General features: G+C 26.0%; 13 protein-coding genes. 10 read left to right on the top strand and 3 right to left on the bottom strand.

Annotated elements, in window-relative coordinates:
* From ftsW to speD, 10 genes are all read left to right on the top strand, one after another.
* Entirely contained in the window at window positions 1–1,140 is a 1,140-nt protein-coding gene (gene ftsW, locus D9V66_RS01115) for a cell division protein FtsW (protein WP_158365616.1), read from the top strand.
* Complete coding sequence (gene murG / locus D9V66_RS01110; protein WP_158365615.1) at window positions 1,137–2,201, top strand: undecaprenyldiphospho-muramoylpentapeptide beta-N-acetylglucosaminyltransferase; 1,065 nt, start codon at window positions 1,137–1,139, stop codon at window positions 2,199–2,201. The genes ftsW and murG overlap by 4 nt, the downstream gene beginning before the upstream one ends.
* A 53-nt stretch (window positions 2,202–2,254) precedes the next feature.
* A complete protein-coding gene (gene murC / locus D9V66_RS01105) occupies window positions 2,255–3,700 on the top strand; it encodes a UDP-N-acetylmuramate--L-alanine ligase (protein ID WP_158365614.1) in 1,446 nt (481 codons plus the stop codon).
* Between the two features lie 4 nt (window positions 3,701–3,704).
* Window positions 3,705–4,622 (top strand): D-alanine--D-alanine ligase, encoded by a 918-nt coding sequence (locus D9V66_RS01100; protein WP_158365613.1) that lies wholly within the window; start codon window positions 3,705–3,707, stop codon window positions 4,620–4,622.
* Window positions 4,623–4,900: 278 nt separating this feature from the next.
* A complete protein-coding gene (gene ftsA / locus D9V66_RS01095; protein WP_158365612.1) occupies window positions 4,901–6,157 on the top strand; it encodes a cell division protein FtsA in 1,257 nt (418 codons plus the stop codon).
* A gap of 57 nt (window positions 6,158–6,214) precedes the next feature.
* Window positions 6,215–7,369 carry a cell division protein FtsZ gene (gene ftsZ / locus D9V66_RS01090; protein WP_158365611.1) on the top strand — a complete coding sequence of 385 codons (1,155 nt, stop codon included), beginning with the start codon at window positions 6,215–6,217 and terminating at the stop codon, window positions 7,367–7,369.
* 203 nt (window positions 7,370–7,572) lie between these two features.
* Window positions 7,573–7,917, top strand: a complete 345-nt coding sequence (erpA, locus tag D9V66_RS01085) for an iron-sulfur cluster insertion protein ErpA (protein ID WP_158365610.1) — start codon at window positions 7,573–7,575, stop codon at window positions 7,915–7,917.
* Between the two features lie 52 nt (window positions 7,918–7,969).
* The gene (locus D9V66_RS01080; RefSeq protein WP_158365609.1) at window positions 7,970–8,668 is read left to right on the top strand and encodes a 5'-methylthioadenosine/adenosylhomocysteine nucleosidase; all 699 of its coding nucleotides are present in this window, start codon (window positions 7,970–7,972) and stop codon (window positions 8,666–8,668) included.
* Window positions 8,669–8,980: 312 nt separating this feature from the next.
* Window positions 8,981–9,841, top strand: a complete 861-nt coding sequence (speE, locus tag D9V66_RS01075) for a polyamine aminopropyltransferase (RefSeq protein WP_158365608.1) — start codon at window positions 8,981–8,983, stop codon at window positions 9,839–9,841.
* Window positions 9,842–9,867: 26 nt separating this feature from the next.
* On the top strand, window positions 9,868–10,674 hold the full coding sequence (speD, locus tag D9V66_RS01070) for an adenosylmethionine decarboxylase (protein WP_158365607.1): 807 nt from the start codon (window positions 9,868–9,870) through the stop codon (window positions 10,672–10,674).
* 151 nt (window positions 10,675–10,825) lie between these two features.
* On the opposite strand, the gene lpdA is transcribed toward speD, so the two are convergent.
* The 3 genes from lpdA to aceE are packed head-to-tail and all read right to left on the bottom strand — an operon-like array spanning window position 10,826 to window position 16,187.
* Window positions 10,826–12,247 (bottom strand): dihydrolipoyl dehydrogenase, encoded by a 1,422-nt coding sequence (gene lpdA / locus D9V66_RS01065; RefSeq protein ID WP_158365606.1) that lies wholly within the window; start codon window positions 12,245–12,247, stop codon window positions 10,826–10,828.
* A 52-nt stretch (window positions 12,248–12,299) separates the two neighbouring features.
* Complete coding sequence (locus tag D9V66_RS01060; protein ID WP_261979328.1) at window positions 12,300–13,511, bottom strand: 2-oxo acid dehydrogenase subunit E2; 1,212 nt, start codon at window positions 13,509–13,511, stop codon at window positions 12,300–12,302.
* A 12-nt stretch (window positions 13,512–13,523) separates the two neighbouring features.
* Window positions 13,524–16,187 carry a pyruvate dehydrogenase (acetyl-transferring), homodimeric type gene (gene aceE, locus D9V66_RS01055; protein ID WP_158365605.1) on the bottom strand — a complete coding sequence of 888 codons (2,664 nt, stop codon included), beginning with the start codon at window positions 16,185–16,187 and terminating at the stop codon, window positions 13,524–13,526.
* Window positions 16,188–16,288 lie beyond the last annotated feature (101 nt).

Here is a 16,288-nt window from a genome sequence, read left to right as displayed (position 1 = left end):
ATGAAAAATTCATATACCATATTATATGATCGTATATTAGTTTGGTTAGGTTTAAGTTTATCTGCAACTGGATTAATTATGGTTATTTCTACATCTATTCCGATAGGTCAAAGTTTATATAACGATCCATTTTTTTTTGTTAAACGAGAAATATTCTATTTTTTTTTAATATTTTTCTTATCTTTGATTTTTTTACGTACACCAATTATTTTTTGGGAAAAAAAAAGTAAAATTATATTAATAACTTCAATTATACTACTTTCATCTGTACTATTAATAGGTCATTCAAAACATGGATCTTATCGATGGATAAATATAGGATTTTTGCATATACAACCTTCGGAAATATGTAAAATTTCATCCTTTTGTTATATATCTAGTTATTTATCACGTAAATATAAAGAAGTACGTAATAATTTTTGGGGGTTTTTTAAACCCATGAGCGTTGTTATAATACAATCTATTTTATTATTAGCAGAACCAGATTTGGGAAGTGCTATTGTTATTTTTTTTACTAGTTTATCAATTTTATTTCTTTCTGGTGCTAAAATAGGACAATTTTTAACAATTATATTTATTAGCATAATAACAATTATTATATTAATTTTTATAGAACCTTATCGTATTAAAAGAATATTATCTTTTTGGAATCCTTGGTCAGATCCCTTTGGAAATGGTTATCAATTAACACAATCTTTGATGGCATTAGGACGAGGTAATTTTTTCGGCCAAGGTCTTGGAAATTCAATACAAAAATTAGATTATTTACCTGATGCACATAGTGATTTTATATTTTCTATTATAGGAGAAGAACTAGGTTGTATTGGTGCAATTTTTATACTTTTAATGATTTTTACTATTGCTTTTCGGGCTATGTATATTGGAAAAAGAGCTTTAGAAAAAAAACAAATTTTTTCAGGATTTTTTGCTTGTTCAATTGGTATATGGATGGGATTTCAAACATTAATTAATGTTGGTGCAGTTACTGGAATTTTACCTACTAAAGGACTAACTTTACCACTAATTAGTTATGGTGGCTCAAGTTTAATTATTAACTCAGTAGCTATTTTTTTTCTATTAAGAATAGATTTTGAAATAAGATTAAGAAAAGTACAAGCTTTTCCTAGAGGAACTAAATGATTTCCAAAAAAATAATCATTATGGCAGGTGGAAGTGGTGGTCATGTTTTTCCAGGACTTACTATTGCAAATTTTTTAATTAAAAAAGGATGGTATGTTAACTGGATAGGAACAAGAAATAATATTGAATCTAAAATTATTCCAAAATACGGTATTAAAATACACTTTATCAAAATTAAGGGATTACGTAATGCTAATGTAAAAAATTTACTTTGTTCACCAATATATATATTAAATGCTTTTTATCAAGTAAAAAAAATAATAAAACATTGGTCTCCAAATATTATATTAGGTATGGGGGGGTACGTATCTGGTCCAGGAGGTATAGCAGCTTGGTATTCTAAAGTTCCATTTATTTTACATGAACAAAATAAAATTGCAGGAATTACTAATAGATTGTTATCTAAAATATCTACAAAAAATATGCAAGCATATTCTGGAGTTTTAAAAAATGCAGAAGTAGTAGGCAATCCTGTATGCGAAAGTATTATAAACATCCCTTCACCTAAAAATCGTTTTAAAAATCGAGAAGGTCCTCTACGAGTACTAGTAGTTGGAGGTAGTCAAGGAGCTTCTATTCTAAATAAAATTTTACCAGAAGTTTCATTTTTATTAAAAGAAAAAATTATTACTTGGCATCAAGTAGGTAACTATGAATTAGAAAAAACAAAAAGAAAATATAAAAAATTTGGATTAAAATCAAATATTATCACTTGTTTTATAAACAATATAGCATCTGCATATGAATGGGCCGATTTAATTATTTGTCGTTCTGGTGCTTTAACTGTAAGTGAAATATCTGTAGTAGGATTAGGCGCTATTTTTATTCCTTACCCACATAAAGACCAACAACAACATCGAAATGCACAAGATTTAAAAAACATTGGTGCAGCAAAAATAATTGATCAATCATGTTTTAATACTACTTTAATGGTTAATATACTTGATAAATTAGATAGAGAAAAGCTTTTGATCATGGCGGAAAAAGCTTATTGTCTAGGTATTCGTGATTCAACATTAAAAATTTTTAAAATCATTAATAATACTGCAAATATAAAATAAATATTATATTGCTCAATAATACTCAAGACATCTAAAAATTAAAAGATAAAAGTATGAATGTTAACGATATAAAAAATATTAACTTTTTCTCTTCTGATAAAAAAAAAATTAAAAACATCCATTTGATTGGTATTGGTGGTGCAGGAATGGGAGGAATTGCTTTAATTTTATTAAAACTAGGTTACAACGTTAGTGGATCTGATTTATTAAAAAACACGATTACAAAAAAACTGATTAAATTAGGAGCTAATATATATTTTCAACATTCTAAGAAACACGTTAAAAATGTTGATTTTATTATTAAATCTAGTGCTATTTCATCAAAAAATAAAGAAATACTAGCTGCTAAAAAATATAATATTCCCATATTATTAAGAGCAGAGATGCTACAAACGTTAATGAAATTTAAAACAGGAATAGCAATTTCTGGAACACATGGAAAAACTACCACTACTTCAATGATTTCAGATATATGTATTAAGAGTGGATTAAATCCAACTTGTATTAATGGAGGTCTAATAAAATCTATCAATTCTTACGCACAACTAGGCTCTTCGCGTTATTTTATTGTAGAAGCTGATGAAAGTGATTCTTCTTTCTTATATTTAAATCCCACAATAGTTATTGTGACAAATATTGAAAAAGATCACATGGATTACTATAATAGTTTTCAAAAATTAATAGAAACATTTTTAAAATTTTTAAAAAAAATACCTCTATATGGAACAGCTATAATATGTATAGATAATTTTCCTATTCATGATGTTTCCTCTAAAATAAAATGTAAAATTATAACATATGGATTTAATGAAAATGCAGATATTCGTATTTCTGGTTATCAACAACATGCTTTTCTTGGAAAATTTACATTAATTATAAAAAAACATATAGAATTAAATATCAAATTAAATATTCCAGGTAAACACAATGCATTAAATGCAGCAGCTTCTGTTGCTTTTTCTATAAGTCAAGGGTTAAAAAATGACGATATAATTTCAGTACTAAAAAATTTTCAAGGTACTTCTAGAAGATTTGAATATCTTGGATATTTTTTAATTAAAAAGAATAAAATTGAAAATAACCGTTTTATGTTAATAGATGATTATGGACATCATCCTACAGAATTATCTAAAACTATTAATACAATTAGAATTAGCTGGCCAAAAAAACAATTAATAATGATATTTCAACCTCATAGATATACAAGGACATATAATCTATATGATGATTTTGTGAAGGTTTTATCAAAAGTTGATGTTCTTTTAATGTTAAATGTATATCCTGCAAATGAAAAATTTATATCTGGCGCAGATAGCTTTTCACTTTGCCAAGATATAAAAAAAATAGGAAAAAATGATGTGCATTTAATTTCAGATCATAATTTTATATTTGATGCACTTATTCCTAAATTAAAAGGAAATGATATTGTTTTAATACAAGGAGCAGGCAATATAGAAAATATAGTAAACAAAAAATTAATTGAAAAAAAAAGAAAATAACAAAATGAAAAAAAAAATAGCAGTTTTATTGGGTGGTACATCTTCTGAAAGAAACATTTCAATAAAATCAGGAAACTCTATAGTTCAAAGTTTATTAAAATCTGGTTTTGATGCATATTCAATTGATACACGTGACTATTCTATTATTAATTTAAAAAAAGATAAATTTGATAAGGCATATATTGCATTACATGGAAAAGGAGGTGAAGACGGTAGTATTCAAGGAGTTCTTGAATATTTAAAGATTCCTTATACAGGAAGTGGAATCATGGCCTCGGCAATATCTATAGACAAATTTAGAACTAAATTACTATGGAAATCTTATAATTTACCAATAGTACCTGATGTTTATATCAAAAAAAAAAATGCAATACCCTTAAACTCTTTTACAATAAAAAAAATATTAAAACTAAAATTTCCAATTTTAATAAAACCAAATAATCAAGGATCTAGTATAGGAATCACGTTAGTATCTTCCATGAAAGAACTTAGTAAAGCTATTGATATTGCTTTCAGCTATAATGATGACATTTTAATTGAAAAATTTATAAAAGGAAAAGAATATACAGTTACTATTCTAAATCAAAAAACATTACCTACTATTCATATTTCTACAAAAAACAATTTTTATGATTATAATGCTAAATATAAATCTTTTTCTACTCAATATTCATGTCCTAGTGGATTAAATATCATACAAGAAAAAAAACTAAAAAAGATAGCAATCTTAGCATGGAATGCATTAAGCTGTAAAGGGTGTGGAAGAATCGATGTTATATTAGACAAGACAAATAAATTTTGGTTATTAGAAGTAAATACGATACCTGGTATGACTAACCGTAGTTTAGTACCGATGGCAGCAAAAGAAGCTGGAATATCATTTGATGAATTAGTTTTATTAATTTTAAATATTAGTAATTAAATTTTTATAAAAAATAAATTAAAAAAAGATTGAAAAATACTAAATTTAAATAGCTAAAATATCATTATATAAAAAATTTATACAAATAATTATAATATTTATATAAATTCAAATATAAAAATTATTAAAGTGAATTTATAATCCAAGAAAATTTTATGTAAAAAATCAAAATTTTTTTAAGTATTAAATTTCATTATAACATGAATATAAAAAATAAAAAAGTTTAGTTTCATTAAAAAAAGAAACAACTAAAGAAATATAGTACAGGCCAAAGAACAATGATTATATCAAAAGATAGAAAGTTAGTAGTCGGATTAGAAATTGGTACTACTAAAGTTGTCACTTTGGTGGGAGAAATATTAATAAATAATACAGTTAAAATCATTGGATACGGAACATGTTTATCAAAGGGAATTGATAAAGGTAGAGTTAATAATTTAGATACAATTGTTTCCTGTATACGGGAATCTGTTAATAAAGCTGAAATTATGGCTGATTGCCATATTACTTCTGTATATCTTTCTTTATCTAATAAATACATCAATTGTCAAAATGAAATAGGTATAGTTCCAATTTCTGAAGATGAAGTAACAAAAGAAGACTTAGAAAACGTAATACATACTGCAAAATCCGTTCAAATTCCTAATGAGCATCATATATTGCATGTAATTCCTCAAGAATATTCAATTGATCAACAATCTGGAATAAAAAATCCTATAGGTTTATCTGGAGTACGAATGCAAGTAAAAGTACATTTAATTACTTGTGATCAAAATATGTCTAAAAATATTGTTAAAGCTGTAGAAAGATGTGATTTGAAAGTGGATCAAGTTATTTTTTCAGGTCTTGCTTCAAGTAAATCTGTTTTGACTCAAGACGAGCGTAAACTGGGTGTATGTATGATTGACATAGGTGGAGGAACAATAGATTTTACTGTTTATATTGATGGCTCTATACGACATAGCGAAGTTATTCCATATGCAGGAAATATAGTCACTAGTGATATTTCATACGCCTTCAATACTTCTTATTCTAATGCAGAAAATATGAAAATTCAATATGGATCTGCAATAAAACCTCCTTTAGGTTCATCAAAAAATATTGATTGTTCTAATATAAATGGTAATTTTCAAAAAATTTTACAACAAGATGCATTAATAGAAGTTATTGAATCAAGATATATTGAATTATTAACTTTAGTTAATAGTAAAATTCTAAATATACAAAAAAAACTTCATCAAAAAGGAGAAAAATATCAATTATCAAGTGGTATAGTACTTACTGGCGGTGGATCAAACATTGCATTTTTAATTGATTGTTCAGAAAAAGTGTTTCATAAAAAAGTACGAATTGCTAAACCATTAAATATTTCAGGATTAGTGGAAAATATAAGTGAACCAAACTATTCTACAGTAGTTGGTTTATTACATTATGGAAAAGAATTTTATATAAATATTGAAAAGAAAAAAAAAGAAATTTCTTTTTTTGAAAAATGGTTTAAACAAATAAATAATTGGTTTAAAAAAGAATTTTAAAAACAATCAACTATACTTAAAACTCTATAAAATAAAGATAGATAATGGAAACAAATTATGTTTGAACCTTCAGAATTAAGCAACAACGCAATAATTAAAGTAATTGGTGTTGGAGGTGGTGGTGGAAATGCAGTTGAGCATATGGTTAGAGAACGTATTGAAGGCGTTGAATTTTTTGCTGTGAATACTGATGCACAAGCGTTAAGAAAAATAGAGGTAGAACAAACTATACAAATAGGTAACAATATAACTAAAGGATTGGGCGCAGGGGCTAATCCAGAAATTGGACGCACTTCAGCAGAAGAAGATAAAGAATTATTGAAATCTGCTTTAGATGGTTCTGATATGGTATTTATAGCAGCTGGAATGGGAGGAGGTACTGGTACTGGAGCAGCACCTGTAGTAGCAGAGATTGCAAAAGAACTAGGTATTTTAACTGTTGCTGTAGTAACAAAACCTTTTAATTTTGAAGGTAAAAAAAGAATGATTGTTGCTGAACAAGGTATTGTTGAATTATCAAAATACGTAGATTCTTTAATTACTATTCCTAATGATAAGTTGCTAAAAGTTTTAAATAGAGGAATTTCTTTACTTGATGCTTTTAGTGCTGCTAATAACGTGTTAAAAGGAGCTGTACAAGGTATTGCTGAATTAATTACAAGACCCGGTTTAATGAACGTAGATTTTGCAGATGTACGCACTGTAATGGTAGAAATGGGATATGCAATGATGGGAACTGGAATATCTGCAGGAGAAAATCGTGCAGAAGAAGCAGCTGAAATAGCTATATCTAGTCCTTTATTAGAAGATATAGATCTGTCTGGAGCACGTGGTGTATTAGTTAACATCACTGCTGGTTTTGATTTGAAATTAGATGAATTTGAAACAGTAGGAAATACTATTAGATCTTTTGCTTCTGATAACGCTACAGTAGTTATAGGAACTTCTTTAGATCCTGATATGAATGATACTCTTCGAGTAACAGTTGTTGCTACAGGTATTGGAATGGAAAAATGTTCAGATGTTAATCAAATAAAAAATAAATCTTCTAGAGAATTATTAATGGATTACCGATATCAATATTTAAACGTTTCTCCAAAAAAAATAGATAAAAAAACAACCAAAAAAGAAATAACGGAATCAGAAAATAAAATAAACAAGGAAACAGAATATTTAGATATTCCATCTTTTCTTCGTAAAAGATCAGATTAATTTATCAATATCATTAAAATATATTTTTAAAAAAACAAATTAAGTATTAATTCAATATATTGTTATATTAATAACCTGTGCCAATAACAAAAGAATATTTATTGGCGCATGGACGTAAGTATTGATTATAAACAAAAACATAAAACATATAAAAAATTTTAATTTATGATAAAATAAATATTTTATATATTTTGAGAATTAGAATGAACAATCAATATAAAAAATATATTAGTTTTACTAAAAGAGCAGCAAAAAAAATAAAAAATCTTATTGAAACGAAAAAAAACAATAATTTAAAATTAAGAATATATATAAGTGGAGGAGGATGTAGTGGGTTTCAATATCAATTTATTTTTGATGAAACAATAAATAAAAATGATATTATAATTACGCAATCAAATGTTTCATTAATCGTTGATCCTATTAGTTCGCAGTATTTATATGGAGGTCAGATAGATTATTTAGAAAACTTAGAAGGTTCTAAATTTATAGTATCTAATCCTAATGCAAAAAACACTTGCGGATGCGGCTCATCTTTCAGTATATAAAAAACACTAATGATTAATTTTGTTTAATAATAAAATATATAATAATATAAATATGAAAATTGGAATAATAGGTGCAATACGTCAAGAAATTGAAATAATAAGAAAAATAATACATCCATATAAAAAAAAAAAAATAGGCCATTGTAAAATTTATATAGGATTTTTTAAAGAAAACCGTATTTTTTTAATACAATCAGGCATAGGGAAAGTTTCTGCTAGTATCGCATGTATGATTTTAATTAACTTATGTAAAATAGATATTATAATCAACAGTGGCTCTGCTGGAAGTTTAATTCCATCATTAAATATTGGTGACGTCATTATTCCAAAAAAAATATGCTATTACGATGTAGACTTAACAAATTTTGGTTATGATATAGGACAAATACCAAAGCATCCAAAGGAATTTATTATTAGCGAAAAAATACATACTTTTTTTAAAAGTATTACTAAAAAATTTCAATTAAAATTTAAAACAGGACTAATTATTAGTGGAGATTCGTTTATCAATGGAAATTCATGTATAAAAAAATTAAAAAATCGATTTTCTTCTGCAATAGCTGTTGAAATGGAATCAGCTGCAATAGCACAAGTATGCTATCAATTTTCGATTCCTATGATCATTATAAAATCTATCTCTGATTTATCTGATAAAAATGCCACTTTAAATTTTAAAAAAAATATTAATACTGCATCTTTTCAATCTTCAAAAATAGTGAAAATACTTTTAAAAAGTATAATAAATATATAAAAGTTTTATATAATTAACTTAATAAAGTTAGCATTCTTGCAATATTTTTGATAATCTTATCGAAGATATTTTGTAAAAATGTTTTTATTCTTTAAAAAACGTTCTTTTAAAGTACTGCATTTGAGTATATATCATAATTTTTTAATTAAAAAAGTTAGATAAACTTTAAATAATTAATATATTTTTATAAAGTCACTTTCCTTTTTTTAAAAATCTAAACATAAAATCTATTATTGCAATATACTTATAATTTTATATTAATTGCAAAACTATCTATAAATATTATATTTTATAGGATACAAAAATAATACCATGGCTGACAAAAAAATATGGCATGAAAAACTCTATTGTCATCTTGGACAACATTTTTTAATTGATAAATTATTATACAAAAACAAAACTGATTATCAAGAAATAATGATTTTTGAAAATTCTTTTTTTGGTAAAATTATGGTAATAGATGACATCGTTCAAACAACCGAAAAAGATGAATTTATATATCATGAAATGTTAACTCATATTCCTATATTTTCTCATGGTTCAATAAAAAATGTATTAATAATAGGAGGTGGAGATGGAGGTATACTTCGAGAAGTATGCAGGCATAAAAATATTGAAAGTATTACAATGGTTGAAATTGATAGAAACGTTGTTGAATTATGTAAAAAATTTTTTCCACGCCACAATAATAATTCTTATAAAGATTCTCGTTTAAAATTAATCATTGATGATGGTTTGAACTTCATCAAAAAAACAGAAGAAAAATTTGATTTAATAATATCAGATTCAACAGATCCTATTAAATATGGTAAAAATTTATTTTCATCAGAATTTTATTTTCATTGTAAAAATAGTCTTGATAAAAATGGTATTTTTGTGGCACAAAATGGTGTATTTTTTCTTCAAAAAAATGAATCTATTCTTGCTTTTAAAAAATTGAAAAAATATTTTCATGATACTCGATTTTATCACGCAACTATTCCAACATATTATGGCGGAATAATGATGTTTGCATGGGGTAGTAATAATATAGAATTGCGTAAAAATAGTCTCAAAAACTTACAATCGCGTATAAAATATACAAAATTAGATTTTAATTACTATAATGCTAAAATTCATATAAGCAGTTTTTATTTACCTCAATATATTCTTAATGAATTAGACGAAAATTAAAATCCTTTCATAGGAGAGTAATTAAATTGCAAAAACTAAAATTATACGGCTTTAATAATTTAACTAAAAGCCTAAGTTTTTGTATATATGATATTTGCTATGCGAATAATAATGATTCACGTAATAGTTATATTTCTTATATTGATGAACAATACAATGCTATTAGATTAACTAAAATATTAAGAAAAACTTGCTCAATTATTGGCGCTAATGTTTTAAACATATTCCATCAAGACTATGAACCACAAGGTGCAAGTGTAACTATCTTAGTATGTGAAGAACCAATAAATAATATAGATAAAATTAATATTTTAAATGATAATATTATATCATCTTCTGTTGTTGCTCACTTAGATAAAAGTCATATATGTGTGCATACATACCCGGAAAGTCATCCTCAAAGTGGAATTTGTACTTTTCGGGCAGATATTGAAATTTCAACATGTGGAATTATATCACCTCTTAATGCTTTGAATTATCTTATACATAAATTAGAATCTGATATTGTAACTATTGAATATCGTGTTAGAGGATTTACCCGAGATACTAATGGTATAAAACATTTCATTGATCATAAAATAAATTCTATTCAAAATTTCATGTCTGATAATATAAAATCAATGTATGACATGATCGATGTAAACGTATATCAAGAAAATATTTTTCATACTAGAATGTTATTAAGAGAGTTTAATTTAAATAATTATCTATTCAATATTAATTTAAAAGATTTAAAAAAAGAAGAACAGTCTTATATAATAAATTTATTATGGAGGGAGATGAGAGAAATATATTATGGTCGAAATATATCGACTCAAGAATTTAACTCATAGATCTAATCTAGATTAACAATTAATATAATTAATATTTAATCTTTCTAAGATGTCATTTTTTAAAAAATTTGTTACTTTCTAATTCTAAATTTTATATTTATAAAAATTTTTAAGTTATCTAATAAAAAAATTCATTAGATAACTTAAAAAGTTATTTTTTAGATTTAAAATTCAACAAATCTGTTACAGTACCTTGAAAAACTTCTGCAGATAAACCAATTGATTCATGTAAAGTAGGATGAGAATGAATAGTTAATGCAATGTCTTCTGCATCACATCCCATCTCAATTGCAAGAGTCACTTCGCCAATTAATTCACCGGCGTTTGTACCTACAATAGAACCACCTATAATTTGATTGTTATTTTTATTAAAAATTAATTTTGTCATACCCATAATAGAATTAGAAGCTATAGCTCTTCCAGAAGCACACCAAGGAAAAATCGCAACTTCATAATCTATATTTTTTGACTTAGCTTCTTTTTCATTTAATCCTACCCAAGCAATTTCTGGTTCAGTGTATGCAACAGATGGAATTACTTTTGGTTCAAAATAATGGTTTTTACCAGAAATTACTTCTGCTGCAATATGTCCTTCATGTATGCCCTTATGTGCTAACATAGGTGGACCTGTTACGTCACCAACAGCATAAATATGAGGTATATTTGTTTTTAATTGTTTGTTTGTCTCAATAAATCCAAAACTATTAATTTTTAATCCTATTTTATCTAATCCTAGTTGATTAACATTGGGAATTCTTCCAATTGCTAACAATATTGCATCATAAGATATATTTTCTTTATTAATATTATTTTCTATCATCTTCACCATTAAAGAATTTTCTGTAATATTAACTTTATCTATGTGAGTATTTAATATTAAATTAAATCTATTATTAATAGACTTTTTATATATGTTACTAATATCTTGATCTACTGAAGGTAAGAAATGTTTAAAACGATCAATTACATCAACTTTTGAACCTAATGCACTGTATATTGTAGCCATTTCTAAACCAATAATGCCTGCACCTATAATTAAAAAACGGTTGGGTACATTTTTTAATCTTAAAGCATCAGTTGAGTCCCAAATTCTTTTGTCATTATGAGGAATAGAAGGAATTTTAATAGGTTGTGAACCTGTTGCAATAATGGCATTTTCAAAAAAAACAGTAAATACGTCTTCTTTATTTTTTACTAAAATACTTTTATCAGTATCAAAAATAGCATTTCCTTGAATGATTTTTATCTTTCTTTTTTTTCTCATACTTGATAAACCATCAGTCAACTTATTAATAATACTTTCTTTCCAATTTCTAATTTTTTCAATATTAATTACTGGAGAATTAAATGATACACCTGTTTTATCTAGTTCTTGTGCTTCTTTAATTACTTTAGCTATATGTAATAAAGTTTTTGAGGGAATACAGCCTACATTTAAACATACACCACCTAACTTATCATGGCGTTCGATTAAAATAGTATCTAAGCCTAAATCCGCACAACGAAAAGCTGCAGAATAACCAGCTGGGCCTGCTCCAATAACAACAACTTGTCCATAAATTTTTTGATGCATTATAACCTCTTAAAAATAAATTTAAATAAATTTTTTATTAATATATAATAAGTTACATAATTAAAAAATGCATATTAGAAAGTAATTTGCCAATAAATATAATAAAACGTGCTGCATCAGCTCCATTAATTACACGATGATCATAAGATAAAGATAATGGCAACATTAAAGAAGGAATAAATTCTTTACCATTCCATAATGGTTTTACATTAGATTTTGAAATTCCAAGAATAGCTACTTCAGGTGCATTAATAATTGGAGAAAACCAACTACCTCCAATTCCACCTAAGTTAGAAACTGTAAAAGATCCCTTTGTCATATCAGATTGATTTAATTTTTTTTTCCGTGCTTTTTCTGAAAGAAATATTAATTCAGAAGATAGTTCTTGAATACTTTTTTTATTAACATTTTTTAATACAGGTACAAATAAACCATCTTTTACGTCTACAGCAACTCCTATATTAATGTATTTTTTCAAAATAATTTTTTTATCATTAGACAAAGAGCTATTAAAAAGAGGAAATTTTTCTAATGCAAAAGCGACTGCTTTTAATATAAATACTAGTATTGTAACACTATTATTTTCGCTATTTTCAGAATTGTATGTTTGACGAAATTTTTCTAAAACCGTAATATCACACTCATCAAATTGTGTTACATGAGGTATATTTTTCCAATTTTTTTCTAAATTATTACCAGTAACTTTTTGAAGTTTACTTAGTTCAATTTCTTTTATATCTATTTCATTCAGATAATTAGAATTAAGTATATGATTTTTATTTGATTTTTTGGATTTAAATTGCTTTATATATAATTCTACATCTTCTTTTAAAATGCGATTTTTAGGACCAGTTGGAATAATATTATCTAATTCAATATTTAAATTTCTTGCTAAACGTCTTACAACCGGAGTTGCATGCACAAAAACATTTTTTTCAAAATAATCAGATTTAACAGAAATTTTTTTATTTGATATTTTTTTTTCTATATCTAGAAAATCTTTATCTTTATTCTCTACATTAACATTCATATGATTAGAATTTAAAATCATTAAAACAGAAGATGTTTTAACTTTATCTCCAATATTTATATGAATATTCTTTACAATTCCTGATATAGGTGATGGTATTTCCATAGAAGCTTTTTCTCCTTCTACAGTTACTAATCCTTGTTCTAGTTCTATCTTTTCATCTATTTTTACTAATATTTCTATAACTTCTACTTCTTCTAAACCAATATCAGGCATTTTTACTTCAATATCCACTGTTTTTACCTCTTAAGCTAAACGCGGATTAATTTTGTTAACATTAATATTAAATTTAACAATTGCATCTTCTACTACTTTAGTTTTAATACTATTTAATTTTGCTAATAAATTTAAAGCAGCTACTACAATGTAATGAGCATTAACTTCAAAATGATTGCGTAATTTATCACGACTATCTGAACGACCAAAACCATCTGTCCCTAAAACATAATATTCTTTAGCTGGAATATAATGACGAATTTGTTCTGCAAATAATTTCATATAATCAGTTGCTGCAACAGCAGGATTATCATTCATTACTTGTTTAATATATGCTATTTTATTTTTTTTATTAGGATGTAACATATTCCATCTTTCACAATCTTCACCATTTCTAGCTAATTCTGTAAAAGACGTGACACTATAGATATATGTTGTTATGGAATAATTTTTTAATAAAATTTCCGCCGCTTCACAAACAGAACGTAGAATAGCACCAGAACCTATTAACTGTATTTTTGACATTGTACCACGTAAAGTTTTTAATTTATAAATACCTTTACAAATACCTTCTTCTACATTTTTAGGCATAGCTGGCATGTGATAATTTTCATTGATTGTAGTAATATAATAATATATATTTTCTTGTAGCGGACCATACATACGTCTTAATCCATCTTGTATAATTACAGCAACTTCATAAGCAAAAGCAGGATCATAAGATATACAATTAGGAATTGTTAAAGATTGTATATGACTATGTCCATCTTCATGCTGTAATCCTTCACCATTTAAAGTTGTTCTTCCTGAAGTACCCCCAATTAAAAACCCTCTTGCTTGCTGATCTCCAGCAGCCCAAAACAAATCTCCTATTCTCTGAAATCCGAATATTGAATAATAAATATAAAATGGAATCATAGGAAAATCATTTGTACTATAAGAAGTTGCAGCAGCTAACCAAGACGCAGCTGCACCTAATTCATTTATTCCTTCTTGTAATATTTGACCTTTTTTTGACTCTTTATAATAAGCTAATTGTTCACGATCTTGAGGAACATATTTTTGACCTTTAGAACTATAAATACCAATTTTTCGAAACAATCCTTCCATTCCAAAAGTACGTGCTTCATCAGCGATAATTGGAACTATTAAATCTTTTATAAAATTATTTTTTAAAATGATATTTAAGACACGTACAAAAGCTATAGTTGTGGAAATATCTTTATTTTGTTCTTCTAACAATGCTTTAAAATCTGTTAAATCTGGTAAGATAAGTTTATGAGTAAACCTAGATAAACGAAAAGGAATATAACCTCCTAATTTTTTTCGTTGGGCATGTATATAACAATATTCTTCAGAATATTTTTTAAAAGTAACATATGGCAATTTATTTAAGTCACTATTAGATACAGGAATATTAAAACGATCTCGAATATATGTTATTCCACTAATGTTTATCTTTTTTATTTGATGGGCAATATTTTTACCTTCTGCAGCAGTTCCCATACCATATCCTTTTACGGTATGTGCTAAAATAACTGTTGGTTTTTCTTTTTTTTCCTTCGCTTTTTTTAAAGCGTTAAACATTTTTTTAGGATCATGTCCTCCCCTGTTTAATTTCCATATTTCTTCATCAGTCATATGTTCAACTAATTCTGATGTTTCTTTATATTTTCCAAAAAAATATTTCCGTACATATGCACCATCTTTGGATTTTAAAGTTTGATAATCACCATCAATCGTCTCATTCATTAACTGAATTAATCTTCCAGATTTGTCTCGTTTTAACAAATTATCCCATCTACTTCCCCATATTACTTTTATTACGTTCCATCCAGCACCATAAAAAAAACTTTCTAATTCGTTTATGATTTTTCCATTTCCTATTACTGGACCATCTAATCTTTGTAGATTGCAATTTATTATAAATATTAAGTTATCTAGTTTTTCACGGACAGCTATAGAAATAGCACCTTTAGATTCTGGTTCATCCATTTCACCATCGCCTAAAAAAGCGTAAACTGTTTGATTTAAAGTATTTTTTAATTCTCTATTTTGCAAATATTTTAAAAACTTTGCTTGATAAATCGCACATAGTGGTCCTAAACCCATGGATACAGTCGGAAATTGCCAAAAATTTGGCATTAATTTAGGATGAGGATAAGAAGATAAACCTTTCCCATCAACTTCTTGTCTAAAATTATTTATTTGTTCTTCTGACAAACGTCCTTCTAAAAAAGAACGTGCATAAACACCCGGAGAAATATGACCTTGAAAATAAACTAAATCACCTCCATCTATTTTATTTTTAGCTTGGAAGAAATGATTAAAACATACTTCATATATTGTTGCTGATGATTGAAAAGATGACAAATGCCCACCTAACTCTAAATTTTTTTTCGACGCACGTAATACCATCATTATCGCATTCCAACGAATGGCAGAAAGAATTCGTTTTTCTAAAATGATATTTCCAGGGTATTCACACTCATCTTCACTAGAGATGGTATTAATATAATCACTAGTAAAAAAAGATCTAAAAAATTCAATTTTATTGATTTTAGATTTTCTTAAAATTTGTTCAATTAAAAAATAAGCTCTTTCACGACCTTCTTCACGAATGACAGATTCAATAGCTTGTATCCAATCACTAGTTTCAATTGGATCTACGTCATCATATAAAGGTTCTGACATGCTATAAATTCCTTATACATTATATGTATTTAAAAACTTGAATTAATATTTAATATAAAATTATCATAAATTATTTCTTAATCAATTTGTAAAAAAAACTT

Origin of the sequence: Buchnera aphidicola (Brevicoryne brassicae) (assembly GCF_005082825.1) — a bacterium.
Lineage (GTDB): Bacteria > Pseudomonadota > Gammaproteobacteria > Enterobacterales > Enterobacteriaceae > Buchnera > Buchnera aphidicola_AK.
The sequence above is the reverse complement of the archived record's forward strand: the minus strand, read 5'-3'. Positions and strand labels throughout refer to the sequence as shown.

Coding starts and splice junctions, on each gene's coding strand:
- aceE (WP_158365605.1), bottom strand. CDS start 16,187: ATGTCAGAACCTTTATATGATGACGTAGATCCAATTGAAACTAGTGAT.
- ftsA (WP_158365612.1), top strand. CDS start 4,901: ATGATTATATCAAAAGATAGAAAGTTAGTAGTCGGATTAGAAATTGGT.
- speE (WP_158365608.1), top strand. CDS start 8,981: ATGGCTGACAAAAAAATATGGCATGAAAAACTCTATTGTCATCTTGGA.
- murG (WP_158365615.1), top strand. CDS start 1,137: ATGATTTCCAAAAAAATAATCATTATGGCAGGTGGAAGTGGTGGTCAT.
- D9V66_RS01100 (WP_158365613.1), top strand. CDS start 3,705: ATGAAAAAAAAAATAGCAGTTTTATTGGGTGGTACATCTTCTGAAAGA.
- murC (WP_158365614.1), top strand. CDS start 2,255: ATGAATGTTAACGATATAAAAAATATTAACTTTTTCTCTTCTGATAAA.
- ftsZ (WP_158365611.1), top strand. CDS start 6,215: ATGTTTGAACCTTCAGAATTAAGCAACAACGCAATAATTAAAGTAATT.
- ftsW (WP_158365616.1), top strand. CDS start 1: ATGAAAAATTCATATACCATATTATATGATCGTATATTAGTTTGGTTA.
- D9V66_RS01080 (WP_158365609.1), top strand. CDS start 7,970: ATGAAAATTGGAATAATAGGTGCAATACGTCAAGAAATTGAAATAATA.
- lpdA (WP_158365606.1), bottom strand. CDS start 12,247: ATGCATCAAAAAATTTATGGACAAGTTGTTGTTATTGGAGCAGGCCCA.
- erpA (WP_158365610.1), top strand. CDS start 7,573: ATGAACAATCAATATAAAAAATATATTAGTTTTACTAAAAGAGCAGCA.